Consider the following 17,726-nt stretch of genomic DNA (forward strand, 5'->3'; position numbering starts at 1 on the left):
TACAACATTTATTATTGCAACATAAACCGACGCATATTTCATAATTTCGTAAAATTTACAATAATTTAATTTATATCTTATTGTAAATTGCAAGTTCTTGTGTTAAAATGAATTGGTTAAGACAGTGTGTCTGTTTTTACTATTTATAACGGGAGATATTAAAAAAATGATTACTCATTTGCTCACAAGAATAGATTTAATGATGAATTCCCTCTCAAAGGGACAAAAAAGAATTGCTCTTTTTATTGAAGAGCATTACGATAAGGCGGCATTTATGACCGCATCAAAGCTTGGTGAAACTGTCGGAGTCAGCGAGAGTACGGTTGTTCGTTTTGCAACCGAGCTCGGCTATGACGGCTATCCTAAGCTTCAAAAAGCAATGCAGGAGATGATTCGCAACAAGCTCACATCTGTTCAGCGAATTGAAGTTACCTCTAACCGTATCGGTAATGACAATGTGCTTGACAGCGTTCTTAATCAGGATATCGATAAAATCCGCAGAACAATTGAAGAAACATCTCATGAGGATTTTGCCCGTGCAGTTGATGAAATTTGCAAGGCAGAGCGTATTTACATATTCGGTGTGCGTTCAACAGCCGCAATCGCAAACTTCCTTGCGTACTATTTTGAAATGATTTTTGACAATGTGCGTGTTATCACAAGCGGCAGTCAAACCGAAACCTTTGAACAGATTTTCAGAATCACCGACAAAGATGTTATGATCGGTATTTCATTTCCCCGTTACAGTTCAATGTCGGTTGAGGCAATGGACTTTGCCCGTTCAAGAGGCGCTCACGCAATTGCAATCACGGACAGTATGGTTTCTCCTCTTGTTCAGAGCGCCGATTCCGTGCTTATTGCAAGAAGTGATATGGCGTCAATTGTAGACTCACTCGTTGCACCGTTAAGTCTTATCAATGCTCTTATTGTTGCAACCGTGCTTAAAAAGAAAGATGAAGTTTCCGACACATTCCGCAGACTTGAGCTTGTGTGGAATCGTGACGGAGTTTACACCAACCGTGACAGAGAAATAATGGGTAATATTGAAGATGATGATAAGTAAAAAAGTTGTGGTAATCGGAGCAGGTGCGGCAGGTCTTATGGCGGGTGCAACTGCGGCGCTCTATGGTGCATCAGTTACGATAATCGAAAAGAACAAGCGTGTCGGCAGGAAAATTATGATAACGGGCAAAGGAAGGTGTAACCTTGCCAATAACTGCGATGTGCAGACTTTTATCAATAATGTTCCCGTAAACGGAAGATTTCTCTATTCTGCAATCAATGCATTTACTCCCGAGGATACAATCGAATTTTTTGAATCCAAAGGACTTAAAACAAAGACCGAAAGGGGAAATCGTGTGTTTCCCGCATCCGACAAATCGGTTGATGTTGTTGATACAATGCATGATTATGCCGTTGAATCGGGTTGTAAAATCGTGTGTGATACGGCAAACGCTCTTATTCTTGAGGACGGTGCCGTTATAGGCGTTAAATGCGAAGAAAACACCTACTATGCCGACAGCGTAATTATCTGTTGCGGCGGTAAAAGCTATCCGCTTACGGGCTCAACAGGTGACGGCTATACACTTGCAAAACAGGCAGGACACACAATCGTTCCGCTCAAACCGTCGCTTGTGCCGTTTACCTCCGGTGATAAACAATGCAAGGATATGCAGGGACTTGCCCTAAAAAATGTTGCGCTCAGAATAGTTGATAAGAACAGTAAAAAGGCTGTTTACAGCGACTTCGGCGAAATGCTTTTTACACATTTCGGAATGAGCGGCCCGATGATTTTATCGGCAAGCTCGCACATCCGTGATATTCAGCCCGACCGTTATATTGCGGAAATTGACCTCAAGCCGGCACTTGATTTTGAACACCTCGACAGGCGTATTCAGAACGATTTCAAAGAGAATTCAAACCGTGATGTTTCAAACGCATTTTCAAAGCTTTTGCCGAGAAAAATCATAGTTCCCGTTCTCAAACGCTGGGGAGTTCCCTTTGACAAAAAATGTAATTCAATTACAAAAGAGGAGCGACACGCTCTTTGTGAAATTCTCAAATGCTTTACGGTTGAAATCAGCGGTTTCAGACCGATTGAGGAGGCAATCATAACCTCAGGCGGTGTAAAAACTTCCGAAATCAACCCGAAAACCATGGAAAGCAAGCTTGTAAGCGGTCTGTATTTTGCAGGTGAAGTAATCGACTGCGACGCCTACACAGGCGGTTTTAATCTCCAGATTGCATGGAGTACCGGACGGCTTGCCGGAGAAAACAGTGCATATATCTGATTTGATTATACATAATATATTTGATTGAAAGGATGTAATTTATGTCAATAGCAATCGCTTTGGACGGTCCTGCAGGAGCAGGCAAATCCTCAATTGCAAAAAGAGTTGCAAAGGCACTTGACTGTATTTATGTTGATACAGGAGCGCTTTATCGCACAATCGGTCTGTCGGCAACAAGAAATTCCGTAGCTCCCGAAGACGAAAATGCGGTAAAGAATTTGCTTTCAAAAATCACAGTTGACCTAACATTCAATGACAAGGGCGAGCAGATTGTTCTGCTTGACAACGAAGATGTGTCCGGACTCATCAGAACTCCGGAGGCATCAATGATGGCGTCAAAAATTTCTGCCGTACCGATTGTAAGAGCATATCTTCTTGATTTGCAGAGAAATATGGCAAAGACGCATGATGTAATTATGGACGGCAGAGATATCGGCACAGTTGTGCTGCCCGATGCACAGGTTAAAATTTTTCTTACAGCGTCACCCGAGGCAAGAGCCGAAAGAAGATATAAGGAGCTTGTTGAAAAGGGTATGGATGTAAAATACGACGACATTTTAAACGATGTAATAACCCGTGACTACAACGATACTCACCGCAAAACAGCTCCGCTCAAGCCTGCCGAGGGTTGCGTTACCGTTGACACAACAGAGCTTGATTTTGAGCAGTCGGTTGAAAAAATAATTTCCGTTATAAAGGAGAATATCTGATGGGTCAGTCAAAGGCACTTTATGCAGTCGGCAAAGCTGTCTGCAAGCCTGTTTTCAAACTTTTGTACAGATATAAAACTATAATTGAAGAGCCGCTTCCGCTTGTTGGAGGCATGATTATTGCAAGTAACCATATATCAAATTCAGATCCGGTTCTTCTCGGTTTGTCGCAGAAAAAGCGCAGACTGTTCTTTATGGCAAAAATTGAACTTTTTAAAAATAAATTCTTCGGTGCGTTAATCCGTGCGCTCGGTGCATTCCCCGTTGAAAGGGGTGCAGGTGACGGCAAGGCTATCAAGACAGGCGAAGACCTTATCCGTGACGGCGAGATTATGACAATCTTTATTGAGGGCGGTCGTTCCAAAACAGGCGAGCTTATGCGTCCCCGCAGCGGATGTGCTCTTGTTGCACAGCAGATGCAGGTCCCTGTTGTGCCTGCCTGCATCACAATTGTAGGCAACAAAAAGCATACATTTGCAAAGAGAGTTATCCACTTCGGCAAACCTCTCACACCCGAAAAGCTCGGACTTACTCCGGACAGCGGAAGACGGGAACTTAAAGGTGCAACAACCATGATCATGGACGAAATCAAAAGAATGAGGGAGCAGGATTTAATTGAGTATAAAAAAGGCTGATTCTGCAGGATTCTGCTTTGGCGTCAACCGTGCAATCAATATCGTAAATGAACTGCTTGAAAAAGGAATAAAGGTTGCAACCCTCGGACCTATTATCCACAATATGGAAATGGTTCACGAGCTTGAAGAAAGAGGATGCACTCCCGTTAAAGCGGTTGACGAGCTTACTGACGACACAACGCTTGTAATCCGTTCACACGGAGTTGAAAAAAGCGTTATTGATTCTCTTGTAAAAAGAGGAATTAACTTTGAGGACGCAACGTGTCCTTTTGTTAAAAAAATCCACAAGATTGTATCAAACACAAACCCTGAAAATGATGTTGTTTTGATTGCAGGAAATAAAAATCATCCCGAGGTTTGCGGTATAATAGGTCATTGTGCAAGTGATTGTTACACATTTAATAACGAGGCAGAACTTGATGATTTATTGCCAAATATTCTAAAAGAGAATAATAAACAGGTGCAAATTGTCGCACAGACAACATTTGACACACAAGAATGGAAAAAATGTGTAAAAAAGATAAAAAAGCTATGTACAAATGCAAAAATATTTGATACAATATGTAATGCTACGCAAGTTAGGCAAACCGAAGCTTCTCAGATTGCCGCCAAATCCGACTTTATGGTTGTAATCGGCGACAGGCACAGCTCTAATACGGGAAAGCTTTTTGATATATGCAAAAGACAGTGTGAGAACACGGTTCTCATTGAAACCGCTGCCGAGCTTGATTTAAACAAGGTTTCGGTTGCCGAATCAATCGGCGTAACTGCGGGTGCTTCAACGCCTGCAAGGATAATAAAGGAGGTACTGGATACAATGAGTGAAGTAAAATCCGGTGAAACAAATTTGGAACCATCTTTTGAGGAGATGCTTGAGGAGTCCCTCAAAAACTTTAATACAAACGAGAGGGTAATGGGCACAGTTCTGAGCATAGCTCCCAACGAAGTTCAGGTAGATGTCGGCAGAAAGCAGACAGGCTTTATTCCTGCTTCAGAGCTTTCAAACGATCCTAATGCAAGACCCGAAGATGTAGTTAAAGTCGGCGATGTTATTGAGCTTCTTATTATGAAGACCAATGATCAGGAAGGCACTATCATGCTTTCAAAGCGCAGAGTAGATGCACAGAAGGGTTGGGAAGAGCTCAAAGAAAAGGCAGAGTCACAGGAGGTTCTCTCCGGCAAGGTTACTGAGGCAGTTAAGGGCGGCGTAATCGTTCTTTACAACGGCTCAAGAATCTTTATCCCTGCATCACAGGCAACAGCAACTCGTGAAGAGAGCCTTGAAGACCTCGTAGGTCAGGAGGTTGATTTCAGACTTATCGAAGTTTCACAGAACGGCAGACGCAGAAGAGCTATCGGTTCAATCCGCAGCGTACTCAAGGAGCAGAGAGCTGCTCAGCGTGAAGAATTCTGGAAAACCTGCGAAGTTGGCAAGCGTTACAAGGGCGTTGTTAAGTCGCTTACAAGCTACGGCGCATTTGTTGACCTCGGCGGCGTGTTCGGCATGATTCACATTTCAGAGCTTTCATGGACACACATTAAGCATCCGAGCGAGGTTGTTAATGTAGGCGATACAGTTGATGTTTACATAAAGGATATCAATGAGGAAACAAAGAAGATTTCTCTCGGCTTCAAGAATGCCGAAGACAATCCGTGGGAAATTCTCAAGAACAACTATCCCGAGGGAACAGTTGTTAAGGCTACAATCGTTGGTCTTACAACATTCGGTGCATTCGCAAACATCATCCCCGGCATTGACGGTCTTATCCATATTTCTCAGATTGCAAACAAGAGAATTGAAAAGCCCGCTGATGTACTTAAGGTTGGCGATGTTGTTGAAGCTAAGATTACTGCAATCGACTTCGACAAGAAGCGTGTAAGCCTTTCAATGCGTGCACTTCTTCCTGAAGACGAGCAGGCACCTGCTAAGTCTGAAGAAGCTGCTGAATAATCAGAACTTTTGTGGGCATCCGAAAGGATGCCCTTTTGTTTTAAATTAATTTAATCGGGTACAGGCTATGAAACGACTGATTTCCCTTGCTGTGGCTGTTATGCTTATCACACTTCTCGGTGTGTGCAGAAGCCGTGCGTATGATGAATACAATTTGACTGACCTTGCCGCTTGTTCGTCTGTAAAAAGTGACAGCAACGGCAAGGGCGGATTTGTGTGCGCATTTTCGGGAAATACAGTGTTTTCAGCAAGGCTTGTGCCCGATTTTTCTGCATACAGTTTTTCTGTCGGCGGTCGGATAAGGAGTGTGTCACAGAGCGAAAACTACACTTATGCACTTGTTTTTGACGATGCTTTCACTAACAAATATTCAGTGTATTCTCTTAATCTTGATAACGGAAATGTTTCACAGAACACTTTTGTTGACGAAAATTTTATTACCAATTCCTTTTCGGTAACCGATAATCGCATTTACTATATCAAGACCGACAGCCTGAAATCTTATGTTGCGTGCAGGGATTTTTCATCTGATAAAAAGTCGAAAATAACTTTTTCAGACAATGTAAACGAGGTTTTTAATAATAACGGAAAGTCATACGCAAGACTTTGTGACGGTTCAATTTACAAGCTCTCGCAATCGTCATCAACCTATGTTGCCGATACAGGTGAACTTAAAAATATTTATAACGCAGGAATAAACAGAGTTATAAACGATGACGGATTTATTGTTTCGCTGTCAGATAATTCAAGGGATTATGTTTCAAATGCCACAGCCGAAAATGTTTCGGTATCTGACGGAAAAATATATTCTGCCGTGAATTATCGACTTAATCTGAAAACATCCGAAAAAACAAAAAGCGTGTCAATTCCCGACAGAGCAACTGCTGTTGTATCTTACAAAAATCAATGTGCTGTTTTGCTTGATAACGGAACGGTTCAGGTATTTGGTTCGGTTGATTTTGAAGAAAAGAAAACAAGTGGCAATGACGGCAGTAATGACGATCACAATTCTTCTAAATCAGATATTCAACCGAATAATTCCGAATACCTGTTTTCTGACGGGATAGTTTACGGGATTTACAGCGGAGAAACCGTTGCCGATTTCAAAAACAAAACTTCTGCCGAAAATGTATATAAGGCGGACGGTACGATTGCAAAGAACGGAAAGCTGAAAACGGGATTTACTGCCGTTATAGATTCAAAGACTTATGTCATTGCAGTTTGCGGAGATGTGACGGGCGAGGGCAATGTAAATTCAAAAGATGTCACGCTTTTGCAAAAATACCTCTGTGATAATGCAGAATTAGACGGTGCATATCTCAAAGCCGCCGATTTTAACCTTGACGGCGAAGCAGATAACCGTGACCTTGTCTTAATTTCAAGACAAAAAAATTGACAAAACAAAAACCGCCCCAATCGGAGCGGTTTAATTTTTTTCAGAAATAAACTTTATCAGTCCATTTCCCAGTTGTGCCATACATTCTGGATATCATCGTTATCCTCGAACATATCAAGCATCTTCTGCATCTTTGTTGCAGTTTCTTCGTCCTCAAGCTTTGTATATGTGCTTGGAACCATTTCAATTTCAGCAGAAACGAATGTGTAGCCGAGCTTTTCAAGCTCATCTCTTACAGCGCCGAAATCATCTGTTTCTGTGTAAATTGTAAATACATCATCGTCAGCCTCAAAGTCTGATGCACCGCACTCAAGAGCATCGCTCATTACGGTATCCTCATCCTTTTCAAGGTCCTCACGCTCAATAACGAGAACGCCCTTCTTTGAGAACATAAAGCTTACACAGCCCTGTGTACCCATATTGCCGCCGAATTTATCAAAGTAATGTCTTACTTCGCCTGCTGTTCTGTTTCTGTTGTCTGTAAGTGCCTCAACAATTACGGCAACGCCGCTTGGACCGTAGCCCTCATATGTAACAGCCTCGTAGTTTGTTGAATCTGCATCGCTTGACGCTTTCTTGATGATTCTTTCAATGTTGTCGTTAGGTACATTTGCAGCCTTTGCTTTTGCAATACAATCCTTGAGTCTTGAGTTAACGGAAGGATCGGCACTTCCGCCTTCCTTGATTGCAACAATAAGTTCTCTGCCGATTTTTGTAAATACTTTAGCTCTTGCGGCATCGTTCTTACCTTTTTTCTGCTTGATTGTACTCCATTTGTTATGTCCTGACATTAATATCATTCCTTTGTCAATAAAGTATAATTATCTTATTAAGTATATCACACACACCTTTGTGATGTAAATAAAAAAAGTTATTACAGTTTTGTAATAACTTCATTGTCAAATATCGCCTGTGGTGCTATAATCTATGTTGTAGAAAACAAATGCCGATAAATTTGATGTAAATATAAAAAATAAAGCTTAAATGACGAAAATATAATTTTACGAAGGGAGTTTTTGAAATGATCAGATCTATGACGGGTTTTGGAAGATGTGAAACCGTTATCAACGGTCGGGAGATTACCGTTGAAATCAAAAGCGTGAATCACCGCTATTTTGAATTTTCCTGCAGAACCCCAAGAAGTTACGGATTTCTCGATGACAAACTTAAAAACTATGTAAATTCAAGGGTTTCACGAGGCAAGATTGATATGTTTGTATCAATCGGTGCGTCCGATGAAGAACCCTGTGATGTAACTGTTAATCATCAGCTTGTTTCGGGATATATCAACGCTTTTAAGGAAATCAGCGAAAAGTACGATATTCCGAATGATGTTTCAACAGTTTCACTTTCACGCTTTCCCGATGTTTTCACGGTTCACAAAGCGCCTGAGGACGAGGATCAAATTACTGCCGATGTTCTTTCAGCCGCAAAGATTGCAGTTGACGCTTTTGTTGCAATGCGTGAAACTGAGGGCGAGAAGATGAAAGAGGACATTCTTTCAAGAGCCAACACAATTCTTTCTGTTGTAGGTGAAATTGAGGAGCGTTCTCCGCAGACTGTTGCCGAGTATGAACAAAGACTTATGGAACGCATCAAGCAGACGCTTGCTGAAAATGATGTCAAGGTTGACGAGCAGAGGGTTCTCACAGAGGTTGCCGTGTTTGCGGATAAGGTAGCCGTTGCGGAGGAAACCGTAAGACTTCGCAGTCACTTTGACCAGCTTTCAAAGTTCCTTGAATATGACGAGCCTGTCGGCAGAAAAATTGACTTTATCATTCAGGAAATGAACCGTGAATCAAATACAATCGGTTCAAAGGTTCAGGATGCAATTCTTGCACATAAGGTTGTTGACATCAAGAGTGAGATTGAAAAAATCCGTGAACAGGTTCAGAATATCGAATAAGGTGAACAGATGAAGCTTATTAATATCGGTTTTGGTAATCTTGTCAGCTCCGACAAGATTGTTGCAGTAGTTGCTCCGGACTCTGCTCCCGTAAAGCGAATTGTTCAGGATGCAAAACAGAACAATCTGCTTATTGACGCAACCTGCGGACGAAAATGCAAATCGGTGATTGTTGCCGAGAATAATCATGTTATTCTCTCGGCAATTTCATGTGAGGCAATTCAGAACAGAACGGACGAAAGTGAGGAAAACAAGGATGAGCATTAACAGAAAAGGAAATCTTATTTTGTTTACCGGTTCATCGGGTGTAGGCAAGGGTACAATAATCAAGGAACTTCTTGACCGTGACAAAAATATCCGTCTTTCGGTTTCAAACACAACAAGAGAACCGAGAGAGGGAGAGATTGACGGAGTTCATTATAACTTTTTGACAAGAGAACAGTTCAACGATGTTCTGAAAAAAGACGGCTATCTTGAACACGCAGAGTTTTGCGGTAATCTCTACGGCACACCTAAAAAGCAGGTTGAAGATATGCTCAATCAGGGTTATGATGTTCTGCTTGAGATTGAGGTCAAGGGCGGACTTCAGGTTCTTGACAAATATCCCGACATTCTCAGTATATTCATTCTTCCGCCTTCAATGGAGTCGCTTGAAAGACGGCTTCGCAGAAGAGGTACAGAGGATGAAGAAACTATTCGGAAAAGGCTTGCACAGGCTGCCGAGGAAATCAGCTACAAGGACAGATATAAGTACAATGTGGTAAACGGCGACCTTGAAACAGCAATAAATGAGGTTCTCAATATTCTTCATAAAGAGGATGAAAACCTCATTAAATAATATACAAAGAAAATTAACATAAAATATTTTAAGAGGAGAATTATTATGCATAAAGTTGATGTGGATTCATTATTACAGGGTAAGCAGAGTAAGTACGCACTTGTTGTAGGCGTTGCAAAAAGAGCAAGAGAAATTACTCAGACTTTTGAAGAGGAACAGATTGTAACAGAGGATAAGCCTGTTCTTATCGCAATCAAGGAAATCGAAGGTCATGAAATCAACATTCTTGAGCCTGACGAAGATGAGCTCTGATTTAACAGTCAAAGTTGCCGTTGAAAACACAACATATGTTTTCGACAAATTATTTGACTACCTTGTACCGTCTGCTTTTACCGATTTGGTTCAGGTCGGCAAAAGGGTTCTTGTTCCGTTCGGCAGAGGCAACAAAAAGAAACAGGGTATAATTTTTGAGCTTTCTCCCGTGAGTGATGACATTCCGGTTGAAAAGCTCAAAAGCATTTGTTCCGTTCTTGATGACGAACCTGTCCTGTCAAAAGAACTTTTGAAGCTTGCCGAGTTTATGAAAGAGCATTATTTCTGCACCTATTATGATGCGGTAAAAACAATGCTTCCTGCGGGTATAAATTACAAAATCACAACGCTTTACGGTGTTCGTGAGGGTGTAAATGAAGAAGAGCTTTCCGAGGAACAGCAAAGAATTTTTGCTTACCTTCATTCAAAAAGAAAAGCCGTAAAGTCCGATAAAATTCTTGACGATTTCGGATTAGATAACACGGTTATTCTTGAAGATATGGTAAAGTCGGGCTATCTTTACAAATCAGATGAGGCTTTCAGAAAGGTTTCGGATGCGGTTATGAAAATGGCTGCTCCGACCGAACTTGCCGACAGCGACAATATCAAGCTTACCGAAAAGCAGAAAGCCGTTCTCGACCTTATCAAAATGACAGGCGGAACTTCCGTTAAAGAGGTTTGTTACTTTACGGGTGTCACAACAGGCGTTACGGACGCACTTTATAAAAAAGGTCTTATCTACTACTATGACGAAGAAGTGTTCCGTATTGAGGACAGGACGAAGGACGAAAGTCTTGCCCCTGTTGCGTTGTCAGAACAACAGCAGACAGCCTGCGATAACCTATATGCCGAATATGCCGATTCAAAACCGCATACAAGCCTTTTGTTCGGTGTTACAGGTTCGGGAAAAACAAGCGTTTTTATGAAACTGATTGAGCGTGTAATAAACGATAACAAGGGAATCATCGTTATGGTGCCTGAAATTTCGCTTACACCGCAGTTTGTTTCAACCTTTTCAAAGCGTTTCGGCGAGCAGATTGCCGTATTTCACAGCGCACTTTCACTCGGTGAAAGGCTTGATGAATACAAGCGTGTAAAAAAAGGTCTTGCAAAAATTGTTATAGGAACACGAAGTGCCGTGTTTGCTCCGTTTGAAAAAGTCGGTCTTATCATAATGGACGAGGAACAGGAGTACAGCTATAAGTCTGAAAGCTCCCCCAGATATCATGCAAGAGAAATCGCAAAATTCAGATGCAGCTACGATAATGCCTTGCTTGTTTTAAGTTCGGCAACTCCGTCGGTTGAATCCTACTACTACGCAAAAAACGGAAGATATTCGCTTAACACGCTCACCGAGAGATACGGCGATGCGGTTTTGCCGAAGGTTGTTGTCGCAGACATGAATGTTGAACAGCAAAACGGCAATGTAACGGGATTTTCCGAAACCTTGCTTGAAAATCTGCGCTATAATCTTGAAAATAACAAGCAGTCAATTCTGCTTTTAAACAGACGGGGATACAACACCTTTGTAACCTGCCGAATGTGCGGTGAACCTGTTGTGTGTCCCAACTGTTCAATATCGCTCACATATCACAGCGCCAACCGCAGAATGATGTGTCACTACTGCGGATATTCCGTGCCTTACACGGAAGAATGTCCGTCCTGTCACAGCAAATCTTTAAGATTTGGCGGAACCGGCACTCAAAAGGCTGAAAGTGAAATTTCAGAGCTTTTTCCCGATGCAAGAATATTGCGTATGGATACCGACGCAACATCTTCAAAATCATCCTATGAAAAGATGATAACGGCATTTGCAGACGGTAAGTACGATATTCTTGTGGGAACACAAATGGTTGCAAAGGGACTCAATTTTCCCAATGTGACGCTTGTGGGGGTTCTCAACACTGACTATATGCTGTATGCCGATGATTACAGAAGCTACGAAAGAACATTTTCACTTTTAACTCAGGTAGTCGGCAGAAGCGGCAGAGGTGCATCAAAGGGTATGGCTGTTATTCAGTCCTACACTCCCGACAACCTCATAATCTCTATGGCGGCAAGGCAGGATTATCTTGCCTTTTACAGCACCGAAATTCAGGTCAGAAAAGCAATGCTTTATCCGCCTTTTGCGGATATCTGTCTTATCGGCTTTTCGGGTGAAAAACAGCAGCTTACAATGAAAGCTGCTAACAGCTTTTTGCAGTGCTTTGTCAGTCACGCAAGAAGCGAATACCCTGCCATGCCTTTGAGAATACTCGGTCCGTCACCCGCAAATGTTGTGAAAGTGAGCAACAAATTCAGATATAAACTTATAATAAAATGTAAAAATAACCGTGATTTCAGAGCATTGCTCTCAGCGGTTATGACAGAATTCGGAAAGAATAAGGAATTTGGAAAGGTCAGTACATATGCGGATATGAACGCTCTGACCTGTTAGCGAAAGGATATAATTTATGGCTTTAAGACAAATTGTAAAAGAGGGCGACAGCGTTCTCACAAAAAAATGCAGACCTGTCGTAAAGTTTGATGACCGCCTTGCAGATCTTATTGACGATATGATTGAAACTTTGCACAAGGCTGAGGGAGTGGGACTTGCCGCTCCTCAGGTCGGAATTTTAAGAAGAGTTGTGGTTATTGATGTCGGCGAAGGTCCGATTGAGCTTGTAAACCCGAAAATCATCGCTTACAGCGGCAAGCAGGAAACTCTTGAGGGTTGTCTTTCAATCCCCGGCAAGTGGGGTTACACAGTAAGACCCGATTATGTAAAGGTTAAGGCTCAGGACAGACACGGTGACGAATTTGTTATTGACGGCAAGGATTTGCTTGCAAAGGCTTTTTGTCACGAACTCGACCATCTTGAGGGAATTCTCTTTACTCAGGTTGCAACAAGAATGTTGACTCCTGCCGAAATTGAAGAAATGAATAGCTGATAAACAGGTGAAAATATGAAAATAATTTATATGGGTACTCCGGATTTTGCCGTACCTGCACTCAAGGCTCTTGCTAATTCGGAACATGAGGTTTGTGCCGTTTTTACACAACCCGACAAGCCGAGGGGAAGAAAGATGATAATGACTCCTCCCGATGTCAAGGTGTGCGCAGAAAAGCTGAACATTCCCGTGTATCAGCCCGAAACCTTTAAGGACGGCAAACCTCTTGAGATTATCAATAAATATAATCCCGATGTCATTGTTGTTGCGGCTTACGGAAAAATTCTTCCCAAGTCGGTTCTTGACTCCGCAAAGTACGGCTGCATCAATCTTCACGGCTCGCTTTTGCCTAAATACAGAGGTGCATCTCCTATTCAGCAGAGCGTATTAAACGGTGACAGGGAAACCGGTGTAACGGCTATGCAAATGGATGTCGGACTGGACACAGGTGACATTCTGAAAGTTGTCAAAACGGAAATCGGTGTGAATGAAACCTCGGGAGAGCTTTTTGACCGTCTTTCTCTTATGGGCGGAGAGCTTATTCTTGACACACTTTCTGCCCTTGAAAAGGGCGAAATCACTCCGATTAAGCAGGACGAAAGCCTTGCAACTCACACTTCAAAAATTGACAAATCACTTTGTCCGATTGATTTTACAAAACCGGCCTTTGAGGTGCATAATAAAATCAGAGGACTTAATCCGTGGCCGATTGCCACAACCGAAATTAACGGTAAAAAGATAAAGGTTCATTCTTCTTTGCTCTGTGAAAAGAGCGGAAAAGCGGGAACTGTAATCAGCACAAAACCGTTGATTGTTGCCTGCGGTGAAAAGTCGGTTGAGCTTTGTGAAATTCAGCCTGAGGGCAAAAAGAAAATGACCGCCGAGGCATTCCTTGCCGGCCACAGGCTTTCTGTCGGCGATGTAATCGGTTAAAAATTCCCGTCTGCAATATGCAGACAGAAAGGTGTTTGATTTATGGGCTTCTTTTACGGATTTGATATGACCTATCTTGTGTTTATTGTTCCTTGTATCATAATAACATTGATTTGTCAGGTCAAAGTTAAAACAACTTTTTCAAAATATTCACAGATAAGAAATTCAAGAAATATGACAGGCGCTCAGGCGGCTGAATATGTTCTTCGTCAGCACGGTGTAACAGGCGTCAGAATTGAACATGTTGCAGGCAGTATGACAGACCATTTTGACCCGAGAACAAATGTAATCAGACTTTCCGACACGGTTTTTAACAGCACCTCTGTTGCGGCTGTAGGCGTTGCCTGTCATGAGGCAGGTCATGCAGTTCAGCACGCAGAAAATTATCTGCCTAACAGAATCCGTTCGTTTATTCTTCCTGTTGCAAGACTCGGTTCAAGCCTCAGTTGGATTTTTATTATAGTCGGTTTTTGTTTTACACAGAGAGTAGGTTTTGTATTTCTTTATATAGGTATAATCCTGTTTGCGCTTTCCGTACTCTTTACAATCGCAACACTTCCCGTAGAGTTTAATGCATCAAAAAGAGCGCTTGAAACAATCAGAAACGGCGATCTTCTTTACGGTGAAGAATACACAGGAGCAAAGAGAGTGCTTCAGGCAGCTGCAATGACATATGTTGCAGCGGCTCTTACTGCAATTATGCAGCTTTTAAGATTAATTATAATTGCGAACAATCGCAGAAGATAATTTATTTTGGAGATTAAAATGGCAAACACACGCAATATTGCACTGAATGTGCTGCTTAAAATTGAAAATGAGGGAGCATATTCAAATATTGCTTTGAATAATGCCATAAAGGAAAACCGTCTTTCGGGTGTTGACAGCTCTTTTGTGTCAGCACTCGTTTACGGCGTTCTGGAAAGAAGAATCACGCTTGATTATATTATCAGGTCTTATTCTAAAATTCCGTTAAGGAAAATTGAAACAAAAACGAAAAATATTCTTCGCCTTGGAATACTCCAGCTTTTGTTTATGGACAAAGTTCCCGACAGTGCGGCAGTCAACGAAAGCGTTAATCTTGCCAAAAAGCACAAACTTCAGAAATCATCGGGTTTCATAAACGGAATTCTTCGTAATATCACAAGGGCAGAGGATAAATATACATTACCCGATGAAAAGGACAGGACTCGATATCTTTCGGTAAAATATTCTGTTCCCGAAAACATTGTAAAATTGTGGGTTAATTCTTACGGAGAAAATAATACCGAACAGCTTTTGGCATCTCTTAACGGCAGAGCCAAAATCTGTTGTCGTGTTAATACCCTCAGAACAGATGCAGACACATTAATTAAGAAATTATCCGATGAGGGCGTTGTTGCGGAAAAAATCCCCTTTATTGACAACGCACTCTATCTTGAAAATACAGGCTCGGTTGAAAGACTCAGAGCGTACAAGTCCGGACTTTTTCATATTCAGGATGCGTCAAGCCAGCTTTGTGTGAATTTTCTTGACGCAAATCCTCGCAATATTATACTTGATGTATGTTCCGCACCGGGCGGAAAGTCGTTTTCGGCGGCTCAATACATGAACAACCGTGGCAGAATTTTTTCCTGTGATATGTTTGACCATAAGCTGAAACTGATTTCTGCGGGTGCTAAAAGGCTTGGCATCACTTGTATTTCAACGCTTCTGCGTGATGCGTCAACCAATGACACGGCACTTCCTGTGGCGGACAGAATCCTCTGCGATGTTCCGTGCAGCGGTCTTGGAATCATGTCAAGAAAGCCCGAAATCAGATACAAGGATGACCTTATTTCCAACGATTTGCCGGATTTGCAGTACAGGATTCTATGCGCAAGTGCTGATAATCTGGCAGTAGGCGGTAAGCTTGTCTATTCTACCTGTACATTGAATCCTGATGAAAACAATAAAAACACAAAGCGTTTTCTTGAGGAACATCCCGATTTTTACGGAATACCGTTAAAACTTCCAAACGGAATTACCCGTGCATTTGATGAAGAACCATACGAAATAACACTTATGCCGCACACCTGCGGAACAGACGGATTTTACATCAGCTTATTCGGAAAGAAGGCGTCAAATTGAATAATTTAACGGATATCAAGTCAATGACGCTTGATGAGCTGACTGAATTTGTCACAGAAAACGGTTTTCCAAAGTTCAGGGCAAAGCAGATTTATGATTGGTTGTACAAAAATGTGACCGATTTTGACAATATGCGTAACATTCCTGCCGATTTAAAGGCTTTTTTGAAATCAAGTAGTTACATTTCTGTTGCAAATATTGAAAAAAAACTCGTTTCAAGGTATGATAAAACAGTCAAGTACCTTTTTTCGTTTAATGACGGCGAATGTGTAGAGTCTGTTGTAATGAGTTACAAGCACGGATATTCAATCTGTATCTCAACACAGGTTGGCTGTAAAATGGGTTGTACATTTTGTGCAACAGGCAAAAGCGGTTTTTCACGGAGTCTTGCACCGTCGGAAATGCTCGGACAGATTGAGGCCGCACAGCGTGACCTTAACATAAGAATTTCTAACATTGTTCTTATGGGAATGGGTGAACCGCTTGATAATTTTGATAATGTCGTAAAATTTCTCCGACTTGTTTCGTCCGACAACGGTCTTAACATTGGAATGCGACATATTACTCTCTCAACCTGCGGTATAGTTCCGAAAATTTATGAGCTTGCAAAACTTCATTTCGGAATAACGCTTTCCGTTTCATTACACGCACCGAACGATGAGATAAGGCAGCGAACAATGCCCATTGCAAGAAAGTATTCTATTGAAGAATTATTAAAGGCTTGTTCAGATTATTTCAGAACAACAGGTCGCAGAGTTACATTTGAATACTCTATGATAAGCGGAGTTAATGACAGCGATGAAAACGCAAGAGAGCTTGCAAAACGACTTGAGGGTACACAAAGCCATGTTAATCTGATCCCCGTCAATACTGTTGAGGGAACAGGCTACTTAAAAAGCAATATTAAAAGACAGCAGGCATTCATAAATATTCTTGCTGCTAAAAATATCGGAGCAACCGTGCGCAGAACACTCGGAAGTGACATAAACGCATCGTGCGGTCAGCTCAAAAGAAAGCATATTGAAGAAGGAGGTAAATAACTTGGAAGTATTCAGCAAAAGTGATATCGGACTTGTTCGTAATCAGAATCAGGATGACTGTCGCTTCGGAGTTATTTCTCCCAGCTGTGTCTGGGCAGTTGTGTGTGACGGAATGGGCGGTGCAAACGGCGGTAATATTGCCAGCGCAACGGCAGTTGATTATATCAGCACCAAAATTACCGATTTGTACAAAGATGATATGACCAAGGAGCAGATTGGCGAGCTTATGGCAGAAATTGTTGTCAATGCCAATATGAAAGTCTTTGAAATGTCCATGAAAGATCCCGAGCTCACGGGTATGGGAACTACATGTGAATTTGTCTTTGTAAAAGATACAACCGTTCATGTTGTTCATGTCGGTGACAGTCGCACATACGCTATCAGAGGCGGTAAAATCAAGCAGCTTACAGAGGATCATTCAGTTGTTCAGGAAATGGTTAGAAGAGGCGAGCTTACATATGAGCAGGCGCAAAATCATCCGAACAAGAACTTTATAACAAGGGCGCTCGGCATAAAACCGTCCGTTCGCCTTGACTATATTGAAGCCAACTTTATTTACGGTGATGTTCTTCTCATCTGTACCGACGGACTTTCAAATTGCGTCACAACAGGAGATATGGTCAAAATCTGCCATGAAAACCGTGGCGAAGGTCTTATCACAAAGCTTGTTGACAAGGCGAAAGACGGCGGAGGTTCTGATAATATCACAGCTACCGTAATTTACTAAGGATAGGAGTT

Annotated in this window: 18 protein-coding genes; 17 read left to right on the top strand and 1 reads right to left on the bottom strand. The window is 41.9% G+C overall.

Annotated elements, in window-relative coordinates:
* Window positions 1-166: 166 nt before the first annotated feature.
* The 6 genes from WMO31_RS02500 (at window position 167) to WMO31_RS02525 (ending at window position 6,983) form a co-directional block, all read left to right on the top strand.
* Window positions 167-1,063: a MurR/RpiR family transcriptional regulator gene (locus tag WMO31_RS02500; protein WP_015523733.1), complete on the top strand. Its 897-nt coding sequence runs from the start codon at window positions 167-169 to the stop codon at window positions 1,061-1,063.
* The gene (locus WMO31_RS02505; RefSeq protein WP_117966775.1) at window positions 1,050-2,291 is read left to right on the top strand and encodes a BaiN/RdsA family NAD(P)/FAD-dependent oxidoreductase; all 1,242 of its coding nucleotides are present in this window, start codon (window positions 1,050-1,052) and stop codon (window positions 2,289-2,291) included. The genes WMO31_RS02500 and WMO31_RS02505 overlap by 14 nt, the downstream gene beginning before the upstream one ends.
* A 41-nt stretch (window positions 2,292-2,332) precedes the next feature.
* Window positions 2,333-3,001, top strand: coding sequence for a (d)CMP kinase (cmk, locus tag WMO31_RS02510; RefSeq protein WP_367999140.1), 669 nt, complete (start codon window positions 2,333-2,335; stop codon window positions 2,999-3,001).
* Window positions 3,001-3,636 (top strand): lysophospholipid acyltransferase family protein, encoded by a 636-nt coding sequence (locus WMO31_RS02515; protein ID WP_117519958.1) that lies wholly within the window; start codon window positions 3,001-3,003, stop codon window positions 3,634-3,636. Before cmk ends, WMO31_RS02515 begins: the two co-directional genes overlap by 1 nt.
* On the top strand, window positions 3,617-5,587 hold the full coding sequence (locus WMO31_RS02520) for a bifunctional 4-hydroxy-3-methylbut-2-enyl diphosphate reductase/30S ribosomal protein S1 (RefSeq protein WP_367999141.1): 1,971 nt from the start codon (window positions 3,617-3,619) through the stop codon (window positions 5,585-5,587). Before WMO31_RS02515 ends, WMO31_RS02520 begins: the two co-directional genes overlap by 20 nt.
* A 67-nt stretch (window positions 5,588-5,654) precedes the next feature.
* Window positions 5,655-6,983, top strand: coding sequence for a dockerin type I repeat-containing protein (locus tag WMO31_RS02525; RefSeq protein WP_367999142.1), 1,329 nt, complete (start codon window positions 5,655-5,657; stop codon window positions 6,981-6,983).
* Window positions 6,984-7,039: 56 nt separating this feature from the next.
* Here the strand turns inward: WMO31_RS02525 and WMO31_RS02530 are convergent, their stop codons facing one another.
* Window positions 7,040-7,774: a YebC/PmpR family DNA-binding transcriptional regulator gene (locus WMO31_RS02530; protein ID WP_118101631.1), complete on the bottom strand. Its 735-nt coding sequence runs from the start codon at window positions 7,772-7,774 to the stop codon at window positions 7,040-7,042.
* A 230-nt stretch (window positions 7,775-8,004) separates the two neighbouring features.
* Here WMO31_RS02530 and WMO31_RS02535 point away from each other — a divergent pair, with 230 nt between their 5' ends.
* Genes WMO31_RS02535 through WMO31_RS02585 form a run of 11 tightly spaced genes read left to right on the top strand, consistent with a single transcriptional unit; the run spans window position 8,005 to window position 17,715 of the window.
* Window positions 8,005-8,889 (top strand): YicC/YloC family endoribonuclease, encoded by an 885-nt coding sequence (locus WMO31_RS02535; RefSeq protein WP_101069639.1) that lies wholly within the window; start codon window positions 8,005-8,007, stop codon window positions 8,887-8,889.
* Window positions 8,890-8,898: 9 nt separating this feature from the next.
* Window positions 8,899-9,156 (top strand): DUF370 domain-containing protein, encoded by a 258-nt coding sequence (locus tag WMO31_RS02540; RefSeq protein WP_021884019.1) that lies wholly within the window; start codon window positions 8,899-8,901, stop codon window positions 9,154-9,156.
* The gene (gmk, locus tag WMO31_RS02545; protein WP_304007466.1) at window positions 9,146-9,727 is read left to right on the top strand and encodes a guanylate kinase; all 582 of its coding nucleotides are present in this window, start codon (window positions 9,146-9,148) and stop codon (window positions 9,725-9,727) included. The genes WMO31_RS02540 and gmk overlap by 11 nt, the downstream gene beginning before the upstream one ends.
* A gap of 45 nt (window positions 9,728-9,772) precedes the next feature.
* The gene (gene rpoZ / locus WMO31_RS02550; RefSeq protein ID WP_015523742.1) at window positions 9,773-9,979 is read left to right on the top strand and encodes a DNA-directed RNA polymerase subunit omega; all 207 of its coding nucleotides are present in this window, start codon (window positions 9,773-9,775) and stop codon (window positions 9,977-9,979) included.
* Window positions 9,939-12,416 (top strand): primosomal protein N', encoded by a 2,478-nt coding sequence (priA, locus tag WMO31_RS02555; protein WP_367999143.1) that lies wholly within the window; start codon window positions 9,939-9,941, stop codon window positions 12,414-12,416. The genes rpoZ and priA overlap by 41 nt, the downstream gene beginning before the upstream one ends.
* A gap of 16 nt (window positions 12,417-12,432) precedes the next feature.
* Window positions 12,433-12,909, top strand: coding sequence for a peptide deformylase (gene def / locus WMO31_RS02560; protein WP_015523744.1), 477 nt, complete (start codon window positions 12,433-12,435; stop codon window positions 12,907-12,909).
* A gap of 15 nt (window positions 12,910-12,924) precedes the next feature.
* Window positions 12,925-13,842, top strand: a complete 918-nt coding sequence (gene fmt / locus WMO31_RS02565) for a methionyl-tRNA formyltransferase (protein WP_015523745.1) — start codon at window positions 12,925-12,927, stop codon at window positions 13,840-13,842.
* A gap of 42 nt (window positions 13,843-13,884) precedes the next feature.
* On the top strand, window positions 13,885-14,589 hold the full coding sequence (locus tag WMO31_RS02570) for a zinc metallopeptidase (protein WP_015523746.1): 705 nt from the start codon (window positions 13,885-13,887) through the stop codon (window positions 14,587-14,589).
* 18 nt (window positions 14,590-14,607) lie between these two features.
* Window positions 14,608-15,948: a 16S rRNA (cytosine(967)-C(5))-methyltransferase RsmB gene (gene rsmB, locus WMO31_RS02575; protein WP_367999144.1), complete on the top strand. Its 1,341-nt coding sequence runs from the start codon at window positions 14,608-14,610 to the stop codon at window positions 15,946-15,948.
* Between the two features lie 23 nt (window positions 15,949-15,971).
* Window positions 15,972-16,988, top strand: a complete 1,017-nt coding sequence (rlmN, locus tag WMO31_RS02580; protein ID WP_498371334.1) for a dual-specificity RNA methyltransferase RlmN — start codon at window positions 15,972-15,974, stop codon at window positions 16,986-16,988.
* Window position 16,989: 1 nt separating this feature from the next.
* A complete protein-coding gene (locus WMO31_RS02585; protein ID WP_046431590.1) occupies window positions 16,990-17,715 on the top strand; it encodes a Stp1/IreP family PP2C-type Ser/Thr phosphatase in 726 nt (241 codons plus the stop codon).
* The last annotated feature ends 11 nt before the right edge of the window (window positions 17,716-17,726 follow it).

Source organism: Ruminococcoides intestinale, assembly GCF_040095935.1.
Taxonomy (GTDB): Bacteria; Bacillota; Clostridia; order Oscillospirales; family Acutalibacteraceae; genus Ruminococcoides; species Ruminococcoides intestinale.

Excerpts from the sequence above, each read along its gene's own strand:
- WMO31_RS02500 (WP_015523733.1), top strand. The coding sequence starts at position 167 with ATGATTACTCATTTGCTCACAAGAATAGATTTAATGATGAATTCCCTC.
- WMO31_RS02505 (WP_117966775.1), top strand. The coding sequence starts at position 1,050 with ATGATGATAAGTAAAAAAGTTGTGGTAATCGGAGCAGGTGCGGCAGGT.
- cmk (WP_367999140.1), top strand. The coding sequence starts at position 2,333 with ATGTCAATAGCAATCGCTTTGGACGGTCCTGCAGGAGCAGGCAAATCC.
- WMO31_RS02515 (WP_117519958.1), top strand. The coding sequence starts at position 3,001 with ATGGGTCAGTCAAAGGCACTTTATGCAGTCGGCAAAGCTGTCTGCAAG.
- WMO31_RS02525 (WP_367999142.1), top strand. The coding sequence starts at position 5,655 with ATGAAACGACTGATTTCCCTTGCTGTGGCTGTTATGCTTATCACACTT.
- WMO31_RS02530 (WP_118101631.1), bottom strand. The coding sequence starts at position 7,774 with ATGTCAGGACATAACAAATGGAGTACAATCAAGCAGAAAAAAGGTAAG.
- WMO31_RS02535 (WP_101069639.1), top strand. The coding sequence starts at position 8,005 with ATGATCAGATCTATGACGGGTTTTGGAAGATGTGAAACCGTTATCAAC.
- WMO31_RS02540 (WP_021884019.1), top strand. The coding sequence starts at position 8,899 with ATGAAGCTTATTAATATCGGTTTTGGTAATCTTGTCAGCTCCGACAAG.
- gmk (WP_304007466.1), top strand. The coding sequence starts at position 9,146 with ATGAGCATTAACAGAAAAGGAAATCTTATTTTGTTTACCGGTTCATCG.
- rpoZ (WP_015523742.1), top strand. The coding sequence starts at position 9,773 with ATGCATAAAGTTGATGTGGATTCATTATTACAGGGTAAGCAGAGTAAG.
- priA (WP_367999143.1), top strand. The coding sequence starts at position 9,939 with ATGAAATCAACATTCTTGAGCCTGACGAAGATGAGCTCTGATTTAACA.
- def (WP_015523744.1), top strand. The coding sequence starts at position 12,433 with ATGGCTTTAAGACAAATTGTAAAAGAGGGCGACAGCGTTCTCACAAAA.
- fmt (WP_015523745.1), top strand. The coding sequence starts at position 12,925 with ATGAAAATAATTTATATGGGTACTCCGGATTTTGCCGTACCTGCACTC.
- WMO31_RS02570 (WP_015523746.1), top strand. The coding sequence starts at position 13,885 with ATGGGCTTCTTTTACGGATTTGATATGACCTATCTTGTGTTTATTGTT.
- rsmB (WP_367999144.1), top strand. The coding sequence starts at position 14,608 with ATGGCAAACACACGCAATATTGCACTGAATGTGCTGCTTAAAATTGAA.
- rlmN (WP_498371334.1), top strand. The coding sequence starts at position 15,972 with ATGACGCTTGATGAGCTGACTGAATTTGTCACAGAAAACGGTTTTCCA.